Source organism: Flavobacterium sp. GNP010, from assembly GCF_056428945.1.
On sequence record NZ_JBWJVK010000005.1, the window covers coordinates 1 to 20,664 of the forward strand.

The 20,664-nt window shown below is 35.0% G+C and carries 16 protein-coding genes and 1 tRNA gene; 7 read left to right on the top strand and 10 right to left on the bottom strand.

Annotated features, from left to right (window positions below):
* Positions 1 to 555: 555 nt before the first annotated feature.
* Positions 556 to 1,623 (bottom strand): NADH:flavin oxidoreductase/NADH oxidase, encoded by a 1,068-nt coding sequence (locus AC061C_RS02755; protein WP_478289931.1) that lies wholly within the window; start codon positions 1,621 to 1,623, stop codon positions 556 to 558.
* A gap of 226 nt (positions 1,624 to 1,849) precedes the next feature.
* On the opposite strand from AC061C_RS02755, the gene rseP reads away from it, so the two are divergent.
* Together rseP and AC061C_RS02765 are read left to right on the top strand one after the other, a co-directional pair.
* A complete protein-coding gene (gene rseP / locus AC061C_RS02760) occupies positions 1,850 to 3,193 on the top strand; it encodes an RIP metalloprotease RseP (protein ID WP_478289932.1) in 1,344 nt (447 codons plus the stop codon).
* Positions 3,194 to 3,331: 138 nt separating this feature from the next.
* A tRNA-Asn gene (locus AC061C_RS02765) sits at positions 3,332 to 3,405 on the top strand.
* Between the two features lie 351 nt (positions 3,406 to 3,756).
* Here AC061C_RS02765 and AC061C_RS02770 read toward each other — a convergent pair.
* Positions 3,757 to 4,068: a hypothetical protein gene (locus tag AC061C_RS02770; RefSeq protein WP_478289933.1), complete on the bottom strand. Its 312-nt coding sequence runs from the start codon at positions 4,066 to 4,068 to the stop codon at positions 3,757 to 3,759.
* Between the two features lie 256 nt (positions 4,069 to 4,324).
* Here AC061C_RS02770 and AC061C_RS02775 point away from each other — a divergent pair, with 256 nt between their 5' ends.
* Positions 4,325 to 7,546, top strand: a complete 3,222-nt coding sequence (locus tag AC061C_RS02775; protein WP_478289934.1) for a WD40/YVTN/BNR-like repeat-containing protein — start codon at positions 4,325 to 4,327, stop codon at positions 7,544 to 7,546.
* Between the two features lie 224 nt (positions 7,547 to 7,770).
* Here AC061C_RS02775 and AC061C_RS02780 read toward each other — a convergent pair whose 3' ends face one another.
* The gene (locus tag AC061C_RS02780; protein WP_478289935.1) at positions 7,771 to 8,190 is read right to left on the bottom strand and encodes a DUF2452 domain-containing protein; all 420 of its coding nucleotides are present in this window, start codon (positions 8,188 to 8,190) and stop codon (positions 7,771 to 7,773) included.
* A gap of 645 nt (positions 8,191 to 8,835) precedes the next feature.
* Between AC061C_RS02780 and AC061C_RS02785 the strand changes: the two genes are divergently transcribed.
* Positions 8,836 to 9,960, top strand: a complete 1,125-nt coding sequence (locus AC061C_RS02785; RefSeq protein ID WP_478289936.1) for a PQQ-dependent sugar dehydrogenase — start codon at positions 8,836 to 8,838, stop codon at positions 9,958 to 9,960.
* A gap of 3 nt (positions 9,961 to 9,963) precedes the next feature.
* Positions 9,964 to 10,407 (top strand): c-type cytochrome, encoded by a 444-nt coding sequence (locus tag AC061C_RS02790; RefSeq protein ID WP_478289937.1) that lies wholly within the window; start codon positions 9,964 to 9,966, stop codon positions 10,405 to 10,407.
* A gap of 21 nt (positions 10,408 to 10,428) precedes the next feature.
* Here the strand turns inward: AC061C_RS02790 and AC061C_RS02795 are convergent, their stop codons facing one another.
* On the bottom strand, positions 10,429 to 12,504 hold the full coding sequence (locus AC061C_RS02795; protein ID WP_478289938.1) for a TonB-dependent receptor family protein: 2,076 nt from the start codon (positions 12,502 to 12,504) through the stop codon (positions 10,429 to 10,431).
* Positions 12,505 to 12,802: 298 nt separating this feature from the next.
* Between AC061C_RS02795 and AC061C_RS02800 the strand changes: the two genes are divergently transcribed.
* Positions 12,803 to 13,828, top strand: coding sequence for a hypothetical protein (locus AC061C_RS02800; RefSeq protein WP_478289939.1), 1,026 nt, complete (start codon positions 12,803 to 12,805; stop codon positions 13,826 to 13,828).
* A gap of 7 nt (positions 13,829 to 13,835) precedes the next feature.
* Entirely contained in the window at positions 13,836 to 14,684 is an 849-nt protein-coding gene (locus AC061C_RS02805) for a polysaccharide deacetylase family protein (protein ID WP_478289940.1), read from the top strand.
* A 183-nt stretch (positions 14,685 to 14,867) separates the two neighbouring features.
* Here the strand turns inward: AC061C_RS02805 and AC061C_RS02810 are convergent, their stop codons facing one another.
* The 6 genes from AC061C_RS02810 to dut form a co-directional block, all read right to left on the bottom strand.
* Complete coding sequence (locus AC061C_RS02810; RefSeq protein ID WP_478289941.1) at positions 14,868 to 15,278, bottom strand: hypothetical protein; 411 nt, start codon at positions 15,276 to 15,278, stop codon at positions 14,868 to 14,870.
* Between the two features lie 312 nt (positions 15,279 to 15,590).
* Positions 15,591 to 16,808, bottom strand: coding sequence for a murein hydrolase activator EnvC family protein (locus tag AC061C_RS02815; protein WP_478289942.1), 1,218 nt, complete (start codon positions 16,806 to 16,808; stop codon positions 15,591 to 15,593).
* Between the two features lie 59 nt (positions 16,809 to 16,867).
* Entirely contained in the window at positions 16,868 to 17,653 is a 786-nt protein-coding gene (gene lolB1 / locus AC061C_RS02820; RefSeq protein WP_478289943.1) for a lipoprotein insertase outer membrane protein LolB1, read from the bottom strand.
* Positions 17,653 to 19,002, bottom strand: a complete 1,350-nt coding sequence (locus tag AC061C_RS02825) for a tetratricopeptide repeat protein (RefSeq protein ID WP_478289944.1) — start codon at positions 19,000 to 19,002, stop codon at positions 17,653 to 17,655. Before AC061C_RS02825 ends, lolB1 begins: the two co-directional genes overlap by 1 nt.
* A gap of 30 nt (positions 19,003 to 19,032) precedes the next feature.
* Positions 19,033 to 20,043, bottom strand: a complete 1,011-nt coding sequence (locus tag AC061C_RS02830) for a sugar phosphate nucleotidyltransferase (RefSeq protein WP_478289945.1) — start codon at positions 20,041 to 20,043, stop codon at positions 19,033 to 19,035.
* An 84-nt stretch (positions 20,044 to 20,127) separates the two neighbouring features.
* Entirely contained in the window at positions 20,128 to 20,562 is a 435-nt protein-coding gene (gene dut, locus AC061C_RS02835; protein WP_478289946.1) for a dUTP diphosphatase, read from the bottom strand.
* Positions 20,563 to 20,664 lie beyond the last annotated feature (102 nt).

Below are 20,664 nucleotides of genomic sequence, written 5' to 3' on the forward strand. Positions count from 1 at the left end.
CAAAGCTAAAGCTTAACTTTTCTTAATTCCTTAATGGTTTAAAAGCCGAAACAATTATTTTTTTAACTTGTATGCCATATAAGTTTTTAAAAAGAAAAAGCTTATTACGACCACAAAGCTAAAGCTTAACTTTTCTTAATTCCTTAATGATTTAAAAGTCGAAACCTTTATTTTTTTAACTTGCATGCCATATAAGTTTTTAAAAAGAAAAAGCTTAATACGACCACAAAGCTAAACCTTAAATTTTCTTAATTCCTTAATGGTTTAAAAGCCGAAACAATTATTTTTTTAATTTATATGCCATATAAGTTTTTAAAAGAAAAGCTTAATACGACCACAAAGCTAAAGCTTAACTTTTCTTAATTCCTTAATGGTTTAAAAGCCGAAACAATTATTTTTTTAACTTACGTAGCATATAAATTTTTTAAAACCGAGACTAGAAGTTGATTTTTAAGCTAGAAGAACTGAAATACAGCTGAAAGATTGAAATGTTTTTATACACTAAATCTCTACTCCTATAAAGTGAAACTTACATGACTTATAGGTTTAAAAATATTATTTTTTAGCTCTTTCGTATTGTTTAGGCCAAGTGATTTCTGCTTCTAAATCATGTGCAAATGTCAATCCGAGGTTCGGATTACGCAATGATTCTCTCGCAAACAATACCAAATCTGCTTTTCCCGAGGCAATAATTTGCTCTGCTTGAGCAGCTTCAGTGATTAAGCCTACAGCACCCGTTGGGATTCCTGCTTCGTTTTTTATGCTTTCGGCAAAAGCAACTTGGTAATTTGGACCTAACGGAATTTGTTGATGCGAAACTGCTCCGCCGGATGAAACATCGATTAAGTCTACTCCCTTTTCTTTTAAAATTTTAGAAAGTTGAATGGATTCCTCCAAATTCCAACCACCTTCTGCCCAATCCGAAGCTGAAATTCGAACCAATAAAGGCAAATTTTCTGGCCATTCTGATTGCACTGCTTCAAGAACTTCTAGCGTTAAACGGATTCGGTTTTCGAAACTTCCTCCGTATTCATCGGTTCTAAAATTAGACAATGGCGACAAAAACTGGTGCATCAAATACCCGTGCGCCGCATGAATTTCCATAACCTGAAAACCTGCTTCGACCGCTCTTTTAGTAGCCGACTTGAAATCGGTAATTACTTTTTGAATGCCAATTTTATCTAATGCAAGAGGTGCATCTTCGTTTTCGTGATACGCCACAGCACTTGGTGCAACCGTGTTCCAACCGCCTTGCTCTATGGCTACTTTCCTGCCTCCGTTCCATGGTGATGCTGCGCTTGCTTTGCGACCGGCATGCGCCAACTGAATACCTGGAACCGAATTTTGACTGACAATAAAACGATTAATCTGTTGCAATTTCTCGATTTGCTCGTCCCTCCAAAGACCTAAATCTTCAGGAGAAATCCGACCTTCAGGAGAAACTGAAGTGGCTTCCTGAATAATCAATCCTGCGCCACCAATAGCACGACTGCCTAAGTGCACTAAATGCCAATCATTGGCAAAGCCATCAATAGCTGAATATTGACACATTGGAGAAATAGCAATTCTATTTTTTAGCGTGATGCTTTTTAAAGAAAGAGGGGAAAATAATTTTGAAGACATACAATTGATTTTAAAGTGAAGGTAACGAGAAATAGTTGTTATCCAAATGTAAAGTTAAGGGAGAGGGGTCAAATGAAAAAAATGAATTTATAATAATTAACAAACATTTAAAATGGTCTGGAACAATTATTGCAAAATATACAAATAGAAAACCTTACTTTTGTGGGTTAAAAAAACTAAATTAATAAGAGGATTAGATTGCTTCATTCCTCGCAATGACAAATAAATGGACATAGTTATCAAGCTTTCTCAATTTTTATTGAGCTTATCATTACTGATTATACTTCACGAATTAGGACATTTTATTCCTGCTAAACTGTTTAAAACTAGAGTCGAAAAATTCTATTTGTTTTTTGATGTTAAATATTCCCTTATCAAAAAGAAAATTGGCGAAACCGAGTACGGTATTGGTTGGTTGCCTCTTGGTGGGTACGTGAAAATCTCAGGTATGATTGACGAGAGCATGGACAAGGAACAAATGGCCTTGCCTCCTCAACCATGGGAATTTCGTTCTAAACCAGCTTGGCAACGTTTGATTATTATGTTGGGAGGCGTAACGGTAAATTTTATTTTGGCGTTTATTATCTATATCGGAATGGCATTCGTTTATGGTGACACCTATATAGCTAATGAAGATTTAAAAGATGGATTGCTAATCGAAAACAAAGCGTTGTTAAACGTTGGCTTCAAAACAGGAGACAAAATCGTTTCGGTAGATGGTGAAAAAATCGTAAAATTTGATAATGACCTGACCATGAAAGTGATCATGGCCAAAGAGGTTCTAATTGTACGAAATGGAACGGAACAAGCAATTAAAATGCCGAATGATTTTGTAGACCAATTGTCGAAACAAGAAAAAAGCATGTTGCTAGATATTAGAAGACCTTTTGTAATTGGAAATGTTGCTGATGAATCTAAAAATACTTTGTTACAACCAAAGGATATTGTAGTTGCGCTTGACGGACAACCAACAAAATATTTTGACCAAGCAAAAACTGTTCTGGAGAACAACAAAAACAAATCGATTACCGCTACTGTTTTAAGAGATCAAAAAGAAGTTCAAGTTCCTGTTGTTATTTCTAAAGATGGAAAGCTTGGCGTTCAACCCGGAGGTTTAGGTATGGAATCATTAGAAAAATTGGGTTACTATAAAATCAGTAAACAAGAATTCAGCCTACTAGAATCAATTCCAGTTGGTATCACAAAAGGAAAAGATCAATTAGTAGGATACGGAAAACAATTGAAAATGATTTTCAGTCCAAGTACGGGTGCTTACAAACAAGTGGGAGGTTTTAAAGCCATTTTTGATATTTTTCCAAAAACATGGAGCTGGGAAGTTTTTTGGAACATCACGGCATTGTTATCGATAATGCTTGGTGTAATGAATTTATTGCCTATTCCAGCACTTGATGGTGGTCACGTGATGTTTTTATTATACGAAATTGTTTCGGGCAAAAAACCTAGCGATAAATTCCTAGAGAACGCACAAATGGTTGGTTTTGTTTTACTTATCACACTATTACTATTTGCGAACGGAAACGACATTTACAAAGCAATCCTAGGTAAGTAAAAAAAAATAAAAAAAGTTTGCTTTTTGTTTGCATAAACCAAATGATAGCCTATCTTTGCACCGCTTTACAAGTGAAACAAACAGCACTAATAAGCAATTAAAAACGTTCATTCAATACTAGAATAAAGACATATAGTTTCCTTCTTAGCTCAGTTGGTTAGAGCATCTGACTGTTAATCAGAGGGTCCTTGGTTCGAGCCCAAGAGAGGGAGCTTTTTAAAACCTGATACGCAAGTATCGGGTTTTTTTGTGGCCTCTTTTGGCGTGAAGTTTACCCCGAATTTATTTCGGGAAGTCCAAGAGAGGGAGCTTTTTAAAAAGCCTTTACAGAGATGTAGAGGCTTTTTTGTTTTAAAACTCTTGTAACCCCAACCAATTCTACAACTTACGCGCGTAAGTACATTTAGTTTAAAAATAATAACACTTTACGGTTTCCCGTAAAATAATTTCCACAACCCTCCTTATGTTTGTCTCCTATTTAAGTAATTGGACTTGCTTGAACTATTTTGAACAACAACTTTTGTGGTATTTCAACAAAATTAGATTCGAAATAAAGTATTACTTTATGATTTTCCATTATTATAAATGGGGTTTTGGTTAACTATTTCGTAAAGTAAAAAAAAGACTATCGGGAACGGTAGTCTTTCTTGTTTGTAATGTATTCCTAACTCTAAATATAACAAGGAGCTATTTCTGTATTTCGTTACGCTCTTATTCCTATCCTTGTTTCTTCTTATGGCGTAAAGGAGCTCCCCAAAAATGGAAGTCGCTCCTTCTGCCAAGAAAAAATCCACGGCTACCTCATAAGGAGCTCCACTGCTAACTGGACTAAACACTAGTACTAAAATCACTTTAACGTACAGCAATACTAGCATTTTACTTTTTCAAAATCTTTCTCTAGCCAAAACTATTTGCTTTTTAGTGATGATTTAACCAATCGATACAACATCAACCTTGTGAAAAAAAGGTTCAATATCCTCATTATTTTGAGATTCTAAAAACTACAAATTAATTCTTATATTTGATAGCCAGTTAACTACCGTTTTTCTACTATACGGTGTTTATAACTGTAAATGACGAACCCCTTTGTAGGCTAAAATTTAATAACCAATAACCAATCTAATAAAAACTATGAACCAAACTTATTTTAAAAAAATTCACTTGAGTATCGTTCTTGCATTTTTCATAACGCTTTCTACCGGATTAAGTTATGGGCAAAAAAAGAATGTAAAAAGTAAAACCACTTCAAATTTTGTCTCAGATAGTCTCTTCAACGCTCTTAAATGGAGAAATATCGGGCCCTTTCGATCCGGAAGATCACTTGCTGTAGCAGGACATGCCAACCATCCTTTGACGTATTATTTTGGTTCAACAGGAGGTGGCGTTTGGAAAACAATTGATGGAGGGAATGAATGGTTTCCTATCTCTGATAGTATTTTTAAATCATCGGCTGTAGGTGCTATTACAGTAGCGCCATCTGATGCGAATGTGGTGTACGTAGGAATGGGCGAAGCGGATATGCGATCCAATATCTCTTTTGGTGATGGAATGTATAAATCTGTAAACGGCGGAAAAACGTGGTCTAAATCTGGCCTGGACAAAGCAGATGCAATCGCTAATATTGAAGTACACCCCAATGATGCCAATATTGTTTTTGTAGCTGCCATGGGGAATCCTTTTAAATCTAATCCGGAACGCGGTGTTTACCGCTCCAAAGACGGTGGCAACACCTGGCAATTAGTTCTTTCTAAAGATGAAAAAACGGGCGCCATGTGTGTTCGTATCGATCCTACCAATCCTAGAATTGTTTATGCAACACTGTGGGAAGGATATCGTAACGGTCATTCTATGTCATCAGGAGGAAAAGGATCTGGAATGTATAAATCGATCGACGGCGGTGATACTTGGAAATCGCTTAACGAGAAACCAGGAATGCCAGTTGGAATCCTAGGAAAAATGGGAATCGCTGTGTCTCCAGTAAATTCGAATCGCTTGTATGCTTTGATCGAAAACACAAAAGGTGGACTGTATCGGTCTGATGATGCGGGTGAGCACTGGGAATTGATTAATGAAGATAAAAATCTTTGGCAAAGACCATGGTATTACATGAATTTACAAACCGATCCTAAAAACGAAAATGGATTAATTGTATTAAATGTAGATGCATGGAAAACCAGTGATGGCGGTAAAAGCTTTAAAAAAATAAATGTCCGACATGGAGATACACATGATGTATGGATCAATCCTTTAAACCCAGAAAATTTTATCATCGGCGATGATGGTGGTGGCGAAGTGACCTTTAATGGTGGGGAAACCTTCACCGAATTAGACACGCCAACCGCTCAATTTTATCATGTATCAGTAGACAATGAATTCCCGTATAATATTTATGGTGCTCAGCAGGACAATTCTTCCATTCGTATCGCTTCTCGATCTAGCGGTTATGGCATAGGTCCTGAATCTTGGTACGCCGCTGCAGGTGGCGAAGCAGGATATATCGAAGCCGACCCAACGAATGCTGACATTACATACGGTGGCGAATACGATGGCCAATTGAGTTCTTTCAACAAAAAAACAGGTCAAGGAAAAGATATCTCTCCGTATCCAGAATCGAATATTGGGGCTCCTTCCAGTGCCAAAAAATACCGTTTTCAATGGACGTACCCAATTGTTTTTTCGCCTCACAACCCAAAAAGAATGTATGTTACTTCTCAGGTAGTACACGTAACAGAAAATCAAGGTCATTCATTTGAAATTATAAGTCCTGATTTATCCCGAAATGATCCTAAAACTACAGGAGAAACGGGCGGACCAATAACTAAGGATCAAACAGGAGCAGAAGTATACGCTACGATATTCACCCTCTCAGAATCACCGCTAGAAAAGGGAGTAATCTGGACAGGATCGGATGACGGTTTAGTGCATATCACTAAAAACGATGGGGCAAAATGGGAGAATATCTCGTTACCAACAACACTACTGCCTGACTTTTCTTTGATTAGTATGATTCACACTTCAGAACATGAAAAAGGAAAAGCATATTTAACAGCCAATAAATACATGTACGGCGATCGCACACCATATATGTTCAAAACGGTTGATTATGGAAAAAGTTGGACTAAAATAACCAATGGGATTCCATCTGATGAATATTGCAGAGTATTGCGTGAAGATCCAAACAAACCTGGATTATTGTTTGCTGGAACTGAGCGAGGCGTTTATGTTTCCTTTAACGACGGAGATTCTTGGCAAAAACTAAACTTGAATCTACCGTTAACGCCTATTAGAGATTTAAGAATTCAAAAAAGAGAAAAAGATTTAATTGTTGCTACGCATGGACGTGCTTTTTGGGTCTTAGATGATATTACGCCGCTTTATGAAATAAAAGACAAAACAGCAAAAGGTGACAAACACCTTTTCAAACCGCGTCCTGCTTATAGAATGCAAGGCGGACAAAGCGATGACATGAGTTCTGGAACTAATGCGCCAAATGGAGTAATTGTTCGTTACTTTTTCAAGAAGAAACCTTCATCTGAGATAAAATTACAGTTTCTGACACCAAAAGGAGATACGATAAATACCTACTCTTCCACTAAAGACTTAAAGGGTGCTCCCATGAAAGTTTCAAAGGAATTTTATCAAGATCCTAAAAAAGAGCAACCTGGTTTCATCACCGCAAAAGCAGGTATGAATTCATTTGTATGGAATATGCGCTATCCAAATGTAACTGCAGTTGACGGAACTAATGTAATGTGGGCAGGTTCTGGTGTTGGCGCAAAAGTAGTACCGGGATCTTATATTGTTCGGTTAATTGAAGACAAAACTATTATTGCAGAAGCAGCTGTTGAGATCAAACTTGATCCGCGAGTGACTGCGAGTGATGCTGATTTAAAAGAACAATTTGACTTGCATCAAAAAGTAAATAAAAAGATCAATGAGGCTCATATTGCGATTAACCAACTGAGGAAAATTCGCACACAAATTAATGGATATATAGCTACTGTAAAAGATACTGTGGCGGTTAATCAAATGAAAAAAATGACGAAATCGACTCTAGATAACTTGGATAAAATTGAGTCGACATTAATGCAGCCAAAAGCTAAAGCACCACAAGATGTATTAGCATACCCAATTCAATTAAACGATAAAATGGCTGGATTAGGATCCAATATTTCATCATCGGAATCAAAACCAACCCGAAATGCTTATGCAGTTTATGAAGATTTAGCTATGAAAATAGATGCCGAACTCCAGAAAATTAAAGAAATCGTGGATAACGATGTTAAGGAATTTAATGCCTTTGTAATGAAACAGCAAATTCCTGCGATTATTTTAGATAAGGAAAAAAAATAATTTCATCGTATTAATCCTGTCAGATGGAGCGCAGTCGAGATTTAATTTTTAATCTGGATTGCATACAAAAAGACAAGAATGCTTTATACAGCAACGCTGTAAAGTGGATTTTCAGAATAAAAAAAGGGTAGAAAATTTAGATTTTCTACCCTTTCTCTTTACCTATTTACTGTGTTTTCTGCGTTTTGGAATATTACATTTAACGATTATTACATTGGTTATTTTTAATATAGATGTGATTCATTCCCATTGAGAAGTGTCCATTTTTTTTCGCTATTGAGTTTAAAAGTCCCAATATGCTCCTTGTTCCATTCATTCGGTCCAATCAAAGAAAGAAAATTGATCCCTTCGGCGTCTCTGTACAAATGATAAATTTCGCCAATTACTGGTTCAAATGAAAATTTAGCACTGTATACTAATTCGTTCCATTCAAACTCCTCCATCAACTTTTGGTATTGCAGTTTCAGTTCGTTAAACTTAATTCCTAATTCTTTGTTTACATTATCTATCCCTCTACTTTTCCACGATACCAAATCATCCACCCGAATTACAGGCGCTCCTGCACTTGTAGCATAAGGCAAAACATTAGCATTATATCCCGCTTCAACTGAATAAACAACATTATCTGGTTTTTTATTTTCCATTTTATTCTATTTTAATTTCAGGCAAAAATTTACTTGTTTTAAAATTGCACCTTACCATTCGATTTTTAATAGTAATCCTGAATGTAACTATTTTGGCTTGAGCCAAAAAAAATGCAAACATCCAATATTCGCACTACACCTATTTTGTTTATAATTTTGACTGCAAAGTTAAACAAAAATATAAAATTATCTACAACTGTTCAATAGAAAAAGTGTTGTGGCACAGAAAACAAAACGAGTTAAATAATAAACGGTATAAATTAAGTTTTTGCATTTCAAGAAAGTAATAATGACAGAAGAAACAACAAGTTGCAATAGCGATTTAAAATAATTACTTTCTCTAAACAATTTTTAAATCAGTAATTAAAAAAGCATTTTTAAAAGGTGAAATTTCATTAAAGACTTATTTATGTTTACTATTTGTGTGATTTGTTAAACAAAACAGAAAGATATATGCCCATGAAAAAATTAATTGGTTTGTTTACATTATTATTTATTAGCTGTTTTACACATAATTGTAATTTCTAATCGTTTACTTCTTGGCTATTAAATCAAATGTTCTAATGGAATAATTTAAGCCTATTTTTCTTTTAACTACGATTTTAGTATCTTTATTATACATTTTGCATACTAAATAGTATTCCTATGAAAAAAACCACACTCATTTCTCTTTTAATTATAAATTTTCTAACCCTTAGTTGTGAGGCTCAGGTTAAACAAGACGACATTACAATAAAAGAAGAAGTAAAAAAGTACACCTTAGAAACCGTAGCATCAGATATTGCTATTCCGTGGGGAATGGCTTGGCTACCGGACGGCGCATTATTAGTTACTGAAAAAAGTGGTACACTTTATCATATTAAAAATGGCATTCAAACAACTGTAAAAAACATTCCGAAAGTATACACACGCGGTCAAGGTGGTTTGCTAGACATTGTGCTCCATCCCGATTATGCTAAAAATGGATGGATTTATATTACGTATGCTTCTGATGAAGGCGAAGGTACTGGTGGGAATACTAAATTGATTCGTGCCAAATTAGTTGATGGAGGTTTGACACAGATAGAATCACTTTACAAAGCGACGCCCAATACAACAAAAGGACAGCATTTTGGCTCCCGAATTGTTTTTGATAACGATGGTTATCTGTATTTCTCGATTGGAGAACGAGGAGAGCATTTTGTAAACCCACAAGACCTTAATCGCGATGGAGGAAAAATTTATCGCCTTAATGATGATGGTAGCATTCCTAAAGACAACCCTTTTGTAGGTCTTAACGGAGCCAAAGAAGCTATCTATACCTATGGAAATCGCAATCCACAGGGAATTGCAAAAAACCCAGCAACGGGAGCTATCTGGGCACATGAACATGGACCAAAAGGTGGTGATGAAATCAATATTATTAAAAAAGGAGCAAATTATGGATGGCCTGTGGTCACTTACGGAATTGATTATGACGATACCACCATTAGTACTGAAAAAACCAAACCTGGCATTGAAAACCCAGTATATTATTGGTTGCCTTCTATTGCACCCAGTGGTATGACCTTTGTTACGAGCGATAAATATCCCGAGTGGAAAGGACATTTACTAGTAGGTTCATTAAAATTTGAGTATCTAGAATTGGTTAAATTAAATGGAGATAAAATAATTGACAGACAAAAGATAGCAACTGATGTGGGTCGCGTGCGCAATGTAGCTCAAGGTCCAGATGGCTTCATTTACATGGGAGTTGAAGGAGAAGGAATCGTTAAAATTATACCCAACTAAATCATGATAACTACAAGATTATTTATAGGTACTGGAATCGTATTTTTAAGTTTTCTAGCTTTTGAAAATCAAATACAAAATCATAACTATATTTCATTGGGCAATAAAGCTTCAAAACATGTTACTGCACAACCACCTGGAAAAGAGATATACGCTGACTTTTGTATGCAATGTCATGGCGCTAATGGCAAAGGCAGTGGAAAAAGAATCCCGCCTCTTGATGGATCAGATTGGCTTAGTAAGAAAAGAAGTGAGAGTATTGTTGCAGTAAAATATGGACAGAGTGGCGAAATAACGGTCAATGGAATCAAGTATAAAAATGCCATGCCATCCATGGATCTCACTGACCAAGAAGTTGCAGATGTGATGAACTATGTAATGAGTTCGTGGAGCAACAAGCAAACAAAAATTGTTACAGCGAAAGAAGTTGCCAGCTTAAAAAAATAAAAATATATACAAAATACAGTTTTAAAAATAATACGTAACTGAAAATCCTACATAGTAATTTACAGGATTTCCTGGATAAAAATACCTTGGAGCAGCACTGCCAAAACCAACCGCATTTGGTAAAATGTTAGCCGCATATTTGCGGTCTAAAGCATTATTAATCCCTGTATGTAACTCAATCTGTAGCACTTTTGCTATTGCAAAAACATAACTGCTTTTAATGTCTAGCATCGCATACCTTTCGCTATATTTAGTATTGGCATCATTTAATGGAATCCTGCCCATGGTTCGGAAAGAGGTTTTCAAGCTAAAGCCATTTTTTGCAGTTAAATCCAATCCAAAATTAAATTGCGATTCAGGAACTCCAGTTAATTGATTGCCTGAATAGTCAGCAGTATCTTCTATAAATTCTTTAAATCTAAATGCATTCATTGCTCCTGAAAAATAGGATCCTAATTGAAATTGCGTATTGTCTAAAAATTTATAATTCAACAAAAATTCCACACCTGAATGCGAACTACTGCCTGCATTAATTCCTATAAATTGATCGTTAGCAGTGCGCCTTGCCACCAATAAATTAGAAATTTGAGTCGAATACAATGCTACTTCAGTATACATTTTATTTTTCAACCAATTTCCTTTAAAACCTAATTCAAAATTCCAACCCTTTTCAGGCTTCAAATTGGTATTTATTTGACCTTCTGGTGTCAGCGATTCGGCAACTGTAGGAACAGAAAATCCTTTACTAACCGAAGCATAAAGATTCTTACCGTTATCTAATTTATAAGACAAGCCTAGTCTCGGAGACCACACTGATCCAAAAGTATAGGGCTCTTTATTGGCTTGAGTACCTGCAAAAACATTTGCCAAAGTATAAGATGTGGTATTTAATGCCAATCCCGTTTCGATATGTGATTTTTGATTGAGCCAAAACTCCATTTGAATAAAAAAGTTACTGTAGTTTCTGTTTTGTTGAAAGGCACCGAACGTATCGCCTTGAATACTGCCTTGACCGGGTTGCGATTGATATAAATTTCGATACAGCGTGTACTCGTATTTTTCGGTTAATACCTCCGTCCCAAAACTCAATTCAAAGGGCAAAGCATACATTGTATCCTTGTAATTCACATTCGAACGAAATCCCAGCGACCTTGTATTATCTTCTAAAATATCAAAAGGCCTAGGTTCATATGCGTCTTTAAAATTTGAAAAAAGGTTGGCTTGCACCGACCACTTTTTTGAAAATCTATGCTCGTAACCCAATCCCAAAAGAAATTTATCATAGGATTCAAAACCCTGAGCTGCAGCCCAAGTACTAGCTGCTTTTTCTGGATTGTTTTTTAAATCAGTTTCATTGATAGAACTTGGAATAAAAGCCTTTAATCGCGTAAAAGTTCCTAAAAAAGATAAATTCCCTTTGCTGCTTAATTTTTGTCTACCATGCAAATTGACTGTTTTCCTTTTGTACGAACTATTGGCTCTAAATCCCTCTGTTTCTAAATCGGTGTAACTGCTGAACAAATTGGTTTTAGCATCACTATAACCTGCTGAAAGTCGTTGTTGTATTAATCCAAAACTACCCGAAGTGAGTGTCGATTTACCAAAAGATTCTTTCACAGGTGTTTCCTTAGAAAATAACTGAATCACACCGCCTAATCCCGATCCGAAACTAGTAGAATTTGGACCTTTTATTATTTCAATTTTTTCAATAGAAGCCAAATCAAGATCATCAAGTGTGGTTTCTCCATCACCAGTAGTAAGCGGAATCCCATCAAAATAAGCTTTTATTTTGGTGGTGCCAAATTGTGCTCTTGCACCAATACCTCGAATCGTTATCCTATTCGTATTCAACGCGCCTTGTTGCATGGTTACTCCTGGAATCCTATTCAAAACTGGCGTGAGTATAATACCATCGCTATTGTTGATATCTGCAATACTAATTACGGAAACAGCTGCTGCAGTGTTCTGAACTGTGTTTTTAATAGTCAAGCTGTTTAACGTAATAGCAGAAAGTGCAATAGTATCCTTTTGGGTTTGTCCAAAAACAATCGCTATACTAAAGAATAAATAGGATATGAAAAATGATTTTTTAAACAATTGCCTTTTATTTAATGCATTAAAATGGATTATAAAGTTACAGTTTTGTTGGTATAAAGCCCAATACAAAATCAAAATATGATGGAGCAGAAGCCATACCTCAAACATATAAATATACAATTATCTGCATCAAAATTCGTTTCAATATTAATTTTAAACTAAAAATGGAGCTTTAGTAACACAAAACCAGATTAGGTTAACTGTAAATTATATAAAAAATTAGGCTGTCGAATCACAATAAAAATAGATACCTTGCTTGCAAATAGGTTCCCATTTTAAAGAAAAAAAACGCATAAATATGAAAAAATCATTCCTTTCACTAGTAGCACTTTCGCTTTTACTTTTAATAATTTCTTGCAATAAAGGAAAAGCTGGAGACGGTAAAACGGGCGCTGAAAAATCAGATACCGCTACAACTACTACGACCGAAAAAATAAAACCCCTAACAATTGATACTGTTGATTTTAATAAAAGAATGGTGGCTCTTAGCAACAATGACACCACGGGTAGATGGCCTGTAAAAGCTCCTTATCCTTTAGCTGGAGCGTTGCTACCTTATAACAGAATCATTGCTTATTACGGGAATTTATATTCTACAAGAATGGGTATTTTAGGAGAACTTCCTCGAAAAGAAATGTTAGCAAAATTACAAGGCGAAGTAGCTAGTTGGCAAGCGGCTGACTCAACAACTAAAGCAATTCCTGCACTGCATTATATAGCAGTTACAGCACAAGGAGCTCCAGGAAAAAACAACATGCACCGCATGCGTATGCCACACAAACAAATAGACACCATTATTAGCTGGGCTAAACCGATCAATGCATTGGTTTTTTTAGACATTCAAGTGGGACACAGCAGTGTTAAAGCCGAAGTAGCTGAACTGGAAAAATACCTAGCCATGCCAAACGTACATTTAGGAATTGACCCTGAATTTTCGATGAAAAATGGAGAGCGTCCTGGGTCAAAAATTGGGCATTTTACCGCAGCTGATATTAATGATGCTATTACTATTTTAGCTGAAATAGTGCGTAAAAATAAATTAACTCCAAAAGTTTTAGTGGTACATCGTTTTACACAAGGAATGGTAAAAAACTATAAAGAAATTAAAACTGTTCCAGAAGTGCAAATTGTGATGGATATGGATGGTTTTGGAAGTAAAGTATTGAAAAAAGATTCTTATGTGAGCTATATTTATAGAGAGCCCGTGCAATTTGCAGGTTTTAAATTGTTCTATAAAAATGACAACAAAAAAAACTGGAAAATGTATAGCCCAGAAGAACTGGTAAAATTTACTCCAAAACCAATTTACATTCAGTACCAATAATTAAGTTATGAAAAATATTTTTTACTGTTTTTTTACTGCTTTAATTTTAATGGTTAGCTGCCAAAAAGAAACCCATAAAAAAACACCTGATGTTCCGGTTGCAGTTGCACCTGAAAAAAAAGTGACATTAAAAAAAGTAGCTAACGATGCTGCAACCATTCTTTCTAAAAAAGAAGTGCCTATTTTATGCTATCATAACATCCGGGACTTCAAACCAAGTGCAAGTGGAGATGTAAAAGTTTATACCGTAAAACCACCAGCTTTTGCTGAACAAATGAAAGCCTTAGCCGATGCTGGTTATCAAACTATACTGCCCGAACAATTGTATAATTATTTGGTGTTTGATGGTCCATTGCCGGCAAAACCAATCTTAATTACCTTTGATGATACTAGAGAAGAGCAATTTAGCATTGGCGCAGCCGAAATGAAAAAATATGGTTTTAAAGGCGTATTTTTTGTCATGACGGTCTCCATTAACCGTCCCGGATACATGAGCAAAGAGCAAATTAAGAGCCTATCCGACAGTGGAAATGTTGTTGCCGCACACACTTGGGATCACCATATGGTTACCAAATATAATGGTGACGACTGGCACTTACAATTGGTAAAACCCAAAGCAAAACTAGAAGAAATCATTGGTAAACCGATTTCAGATTTTGCCTATCCATTCGGACTGTGGAATACCGCTGCGATACCTGAAATAAAAAAGAGTAACTATAAAATGGGGTATATCTTAGCTACCAAAAGGGATACGACAGATCCCATTTACACCATTAGACGCATTATCGTTTCTGGAACTTGGTCTACTGAGGGCATGATGAAATCTATTAATTCCTCATTCAATAAATCAGAGTAATACTGTATAATTTCTCCTATCAAACACTATCGACTAAAAGTTTGCGATTTTAAATTTAAAAAAAGCCACAGATTAAATTGATTTTCTTAGATTAAAATCTAAGAATCATTTTAATCTGTAGCTAAATAAAGGTGCAGTTAAGAATTTTTATGTACAGATTATACCATTTTTAATAGCTTACTTCTACTTCTTTTTTTGAAATTTTTCGAAAATAAATACTGGTTGATCATAATTAATTGGCACCTCAGTAGTAAAAAAAACTAGTCCCAATACACTACTCTGCACTCCTGAACCTAATAGTAATTTGTCTTCTTTCATTAACAGAGCAATTGGCTTACTTAAACCTAGACCTCCGTACGATTTGTAATAATAAGCACCCAACAAAGTATCGCCAACTATTTTACCTCGTACATATCCTGAGTCTTTCATGGTTTTATGTCCATAAAATATTTCATATTTTCCCATAAAATAATTATCTCCCGTTGTGAGTGATAAGTAGGCTGTATCTCGTCCATTAATTGCTCTAAAAGAATGTTGTTTTTCTTCCACTTTTCTTTTGTTACAACCAATCATAAAGGTAATTAGCAGTAACATAATTAGGAGATTCCTTAACTTCACGATACTTTTTTGGGGATTTTTATATTGAGAATATCCATTGAATTTTTCATGTTAAGATTTCTTATTTGTTCTAGTCTGTTTACCAATAACACATGGTTTTTTGAAAAAGTATCTGTTGAAGTATTCGTCAAAAAATTATCCTAAAAGCCCAAACTATTTTAAAATATCTAACTCCTAGAAATAAATATCATTTTATACAGATCGTGTTTACTATTATAATCAATTTAAAAAAAGCACTATTACATTCCAAAGAATACGATAGTGCTTTTTTTTATGAAAATAATACTATTACCTTGGTGACAACCACCCTTCTGGATTGATTAAAGTTGAATTTTGAGAAATCATAAATTTCAAAACTGTTTTTCCGGAGTCACCATTGGTTCTTACTTTACCTATACTTTGTTTGATACTGACCTTATCGCCTTTACTTACAGATACTGAACTTAAATTTTGATATACCGTAAAATAATCACCATGCAGTATGGTAACGGCTTTGTTTACAGGTGAGACAATAATAACGCTAGTTACTTCTCCACCAAAAACAGCTCTTGCATTTGCTCCTTTGTCTGTGGTAATTTCTACACCACTATTATGAATTGTAATGGTGTTAAAGAGTGGATGGGTTTGATTTCCATAACCTAATGAAATAAATCCTTTTTCAACAGGGTAAGGTAATCTACCTCTATTCGCTTTAAAATTATCTGCAATAATTTTAGCCTCTGGCGTCAATTCAATTTTAGTAGATGAAACAGCTGCTCTTGAAACGGGTGCATTTGGATTAGCTTTCGCTTTTTCTAACGCCGCTTTTCTATTTGCCGCTGCAATCGCTTCCCGAATCAACTTGTTAATTTGCCTATCAATTGTTCGGTATTCTTGTTGTCTTTTTCTAATTTCTTGGGCAATCTTATTTTTATCTTTTTTAATTGTATTAACCAATTTCAACTGCTCTCTTTTTTCCTTTTCTAATGACAAACGTTCCTTTTCGTTTTCAGCGATCAGTTTTTGTTTGGCTGTTTTTTGTACGTTTAACTTTTGATTAAAATCAGCAAGTTTATCTGATTTGACTTTTATTTCCTCGCCTTGCATTTTTCGATACCCAGTATATTGCTTCATGTATTGTGCCCTTTTATAGGCCTGCAAAAAGTTTTCAGAGGACAATAAAAACATGGCTCTGCTTTCGGCGGAACGACTTTTATATGATTTTACGATCATTTCTGCGTAATCCTCCTTAAGTTCAGCCAACTCTTTCTTGAGTTTGTTAATCTGAACTTGGTTGATATACATGTCGTTTTTAAGCAATTTCGTTTGCTTCTCTGTGGTGGTGATTAATTTCTCTTTCAGCTTAATTTTAGTGCTTTGAATAACAACTACATTAACAGCTGATTTTTCTTTTTTCTTTACCGATTGTAGTAACTTTTCATTTTCACGAATTTCTTTTTGAATTTGAGCTTTGCGTTCTTCTAATTTTTCTTGTTGTGATTCTTGACTCCATACAAATGAAGTCATACAAATAAAAATTAGGGTAAGGAGAAATTTTGGCATGTTAAAAAAATATTTTGGCTAATTTACTTAATTAAAATTCTTTTGTACCCATTTGGCACACTATAAGGAAAAGAAAGTTCTTCATTGAACGAAACCGAGTTGTATTCCAAATTGATTTCGGTGTTTCCTTTTTTCTGGAAGGTGTTGATTAAAACACTTGTTGGCAATATCGCCTCATTGTAGACCTTATTATCCGGATAAGCCACTTTGATCATTCGCTCTTCGGTAGTTTGTGTAATTTCTTGTTTTTCGATTAAAAAAGTATCCGAATCCAAAAAGAATGATTTTTTGGTACTGTCATTTGAAATAGCATCCAATCGATAGGTTTTTTCTACTACTGATTCTGAATATTTTCCTTTAGTCAAATCATCAATAGCTTTGCCGAAAAGCATGTTCTGGATTTTAATATAATCCAAATCTGTTCCCAGCCATTGGCTCAAACTACTGAAATCCCCTTCAAAATAACTTCCATTTATTTTTTCATAATAATTGACAGACTTAGGTGTAATCAATGCTTTTGCCATCGTGATTCCGAGAAATCGAATGCTTACCAAAATTTGTTCGTCTTTCTTAATCCTAATTTCTGCTGTAACATTCTGAGTTTGCTTGTTGTCAGAATAGCGTGCACTAGACTTAATATATAATGTAGAAAACTGATTTTTATTGTTGTAATAATTTTCTATTATTTTTTTTGCTGACATTTCATTTGATGCTGCAACAGGTTCGTTACTAGCAGCTACAGCAACTGCTTTGGATTTACACGAAAGTACAAAAACAGAAAGTACAAGTACTAATGCTATTTTTTTCATTACTTTTTTTCTTTTAATAATTGATTGGCTTTGGTAAAAAACAAGTCTTTTTTCTTGAAATCTCCCAATCCGTTGTAGGTCTCTCCTAATTGAATATTGAAATTAATTTCTAATTCCCTATTCTCTACTACATAATCCATGCCCATTTCTAGAAAGTCTTTGGCTTTTTTATATTGCTTTAACTGATTGTTCGCTAGTCCGGCATAGTAATAAAACTGAGCTTGGGTTGGGAAACTTTCTACCAAAAGCATAGCGTTTGTAGCAACACTATCAAATTGTTTCAACTCTGTTTGCGCTTGCAGCAAAAGTAAATTCGTTTCAATATCATCTTGCGACCCAGTTTTCAAAGCTAGATTATAATATTTAATTGCCTTTTCCCATTGTTTTTTTACCTGAAAAAACTTCCCTATTTCCTTTGCGACTGCTACCGATTTATCAGTTTCAAAATAGCTAACGGCTTTCTCTAAATCAGCTGCGTATTGCGGATTTTTCTCTGTGAAAAGTAAAAATTCGTTTAAAATTCGGTGCTTGATTTTCGAATCAATTTTGGTACTTGCCAAAACAATATTCATCGCGTTTATTGTTTTTGGTCCATCATTAGCATCCAAATATTTTTTGAATAAAGTTACCTGTGCCCATTCTGAATTTGGGATTGCTTTTTCTAATTTTTGAACAATTTCAAATGCTTTTTTCTCTTCATCATTCTTAGAATACAAAAATATCAAGCTGATATAATTAGCCTCTTCTTGCGGATTTTTTTCAATCAACTGTTCCAGATTAGTAATTTCAGCATTCTGAAATTTCCCTACCGATAGAATCTGGCTTTTGTATAATTCTCTACGATCTGTTTTTCCGGAAGTTTCATTGAGTTCTTGAATTAAAGCCAACGCTTTGTCAAACTGGTTGGTTGCCATGTAAAGCGAAGTTAAATCCTCTTTGTACTTGGGGTCGAATTCAATCAGTTTATTAATGACTGTAATTCCTTGAGTGAAATTTTTAGTATCGTAACTCACATCATACATTCCAACCCAAAACCATTTATTTTTTGGATCTATTTGAGTAGCTTTTTCAAAAGAAGAATAGGCGCTTTTATATTCTTTTAATGCCAAGTAATTTTTTCCTAATTCATAATATACCGAGGCATCATCTGGCTTGAATTTATTGGCTTTTTCTAGCGCTGCTATTGCTTTGTCATAATTTTCAATTCCCTTTTGCATTAAGGATTCGAAAAAAAGTTCTTGAAACTGATCTGCATCCAGCTTAATATCTTCTGGTTCTGTTTGTGACCATAATAAAGCCGAATTGCATTGCAAAGCGAGTAGTAGTCCTATAAAAAGTCTTTTTTTCATTATTACTTTTGTTCTCCTTTCGGATGAGGATTATTCTAATACCGAGTAATCTCCAATACTGATACTGGTAAAATTGCCGTCAAAATTAACGTGATTTCCGATCATGGCATTATCGAGATTTGCATTTTTTATGTGAGTATGCGTTTGTATCAAACTGTTTTGTATGGTACTATTTACAACGTGACAACCGTTTCCTAAAGAAACATTTGGACCAACAGTGGCATTGATTAAAATGACATCTTTACCAATATAACAAGGTGGAATAATGGTTGAATTTTCTAATTTTACGGTATCATCTACTAAATGTATGCCGTCATTGTGCAAGAAACCTAGCATTCGTGAATTAGTTTCAACGGTGACATTTTTATTCCCACAATCCATCCATTCGTCTACCTTTCCTGGGACAAATTTCATGCCTTTGGCCATCATTTGCTTAATACCGTCATTGATTTGGTATTCGCCTCCATGGATAATATTGTTGTCTAGTACTAACTGCAATTCGTTTTTTAGTACTGCCACATCTTTAAAATAATAAATCCCAATGACAGCCAAATCTGAAACAAATGTTTCTGGTTTCTCAACCAATTCTACTATTTCATTTGCTTCGTTTAGTTTTACCACACCAAAAGCTTCTGGTTGATCTACTTGTTTGACCCAAATCACACTGTCGGCATTTTTATCTAAATCGAAATCAGCTCGAATCAACGTATCTGCATACGCAATTACTGCAGGTCCGCTCAATGAATCTTTGGCACACATAATGGCGTGACCGGTTCCTAGCGCTTCGTTTTGGTAGTATATCGTGCCTCTTGCGCCCAGTTTGTGAGCGATAGCTATTAATTCCTCCTCTACTTTACTACCAAAAGTTTCATGAATTATGAATGCTACTTCCTCAATTTCTTGATTCAATACGCCTGCAATATCCTCAACTAGGCGGTGTACAATTGGTTTTCCAGCAATAGGAATTAACGGTTTAGGAATGGATAATGTATGCGGGCGAAGGCGAGATCCGCGTCCAGCCATAGGAACAATTATTTTCATGTTTTTTTATTGAAAGATTAAACGATTGAAAAATTTAAAGATTATTGCAAATCTTTACATTTTTCAATCTTTAAATTATTAAATCTATTTCACTCCAGTACTACCAAAACCACCTTCACCTCTAGAAGTTTCAGTTAATTCCTGAACTTCTATCCATTCTGCGCGTTCGTGTTTTGCTATGATGAGTTGGGCAATGCGTTCTCCATTTTCGATTACAAACGGTTGGTTGGATAAATTTACTAAAATTACTCCTATTTCACCACGATAGTCGGCATCAATAGTTCCCGGAGAATTGAGCACTGTAATTCCATTTTTTGCAGCTAGTCCGCTTCGGGGTCTTACTTGCGCTTCATAACCAATAGGCAACTCTAAGAACAAGCCTGTTTTTACAATAGTTCTTTCTAACGATTTTAATGTTATTGGTTCAGAAATATTGGCACGTAAATCCATTCCTGCTGATGCTATGGTTTCATAGTTTGGCAAGGGATGTTGTGATTTGTTGATGATGTTTATTGTCATTTTTATTTATTATTTAAGAACAAGTATCAGCTTGTCTATTTATAGTATTTATGTTTTGGATTCTGGGTTCTAGCCGTGATGGAAGTGAAAAGCCTTTTTTAT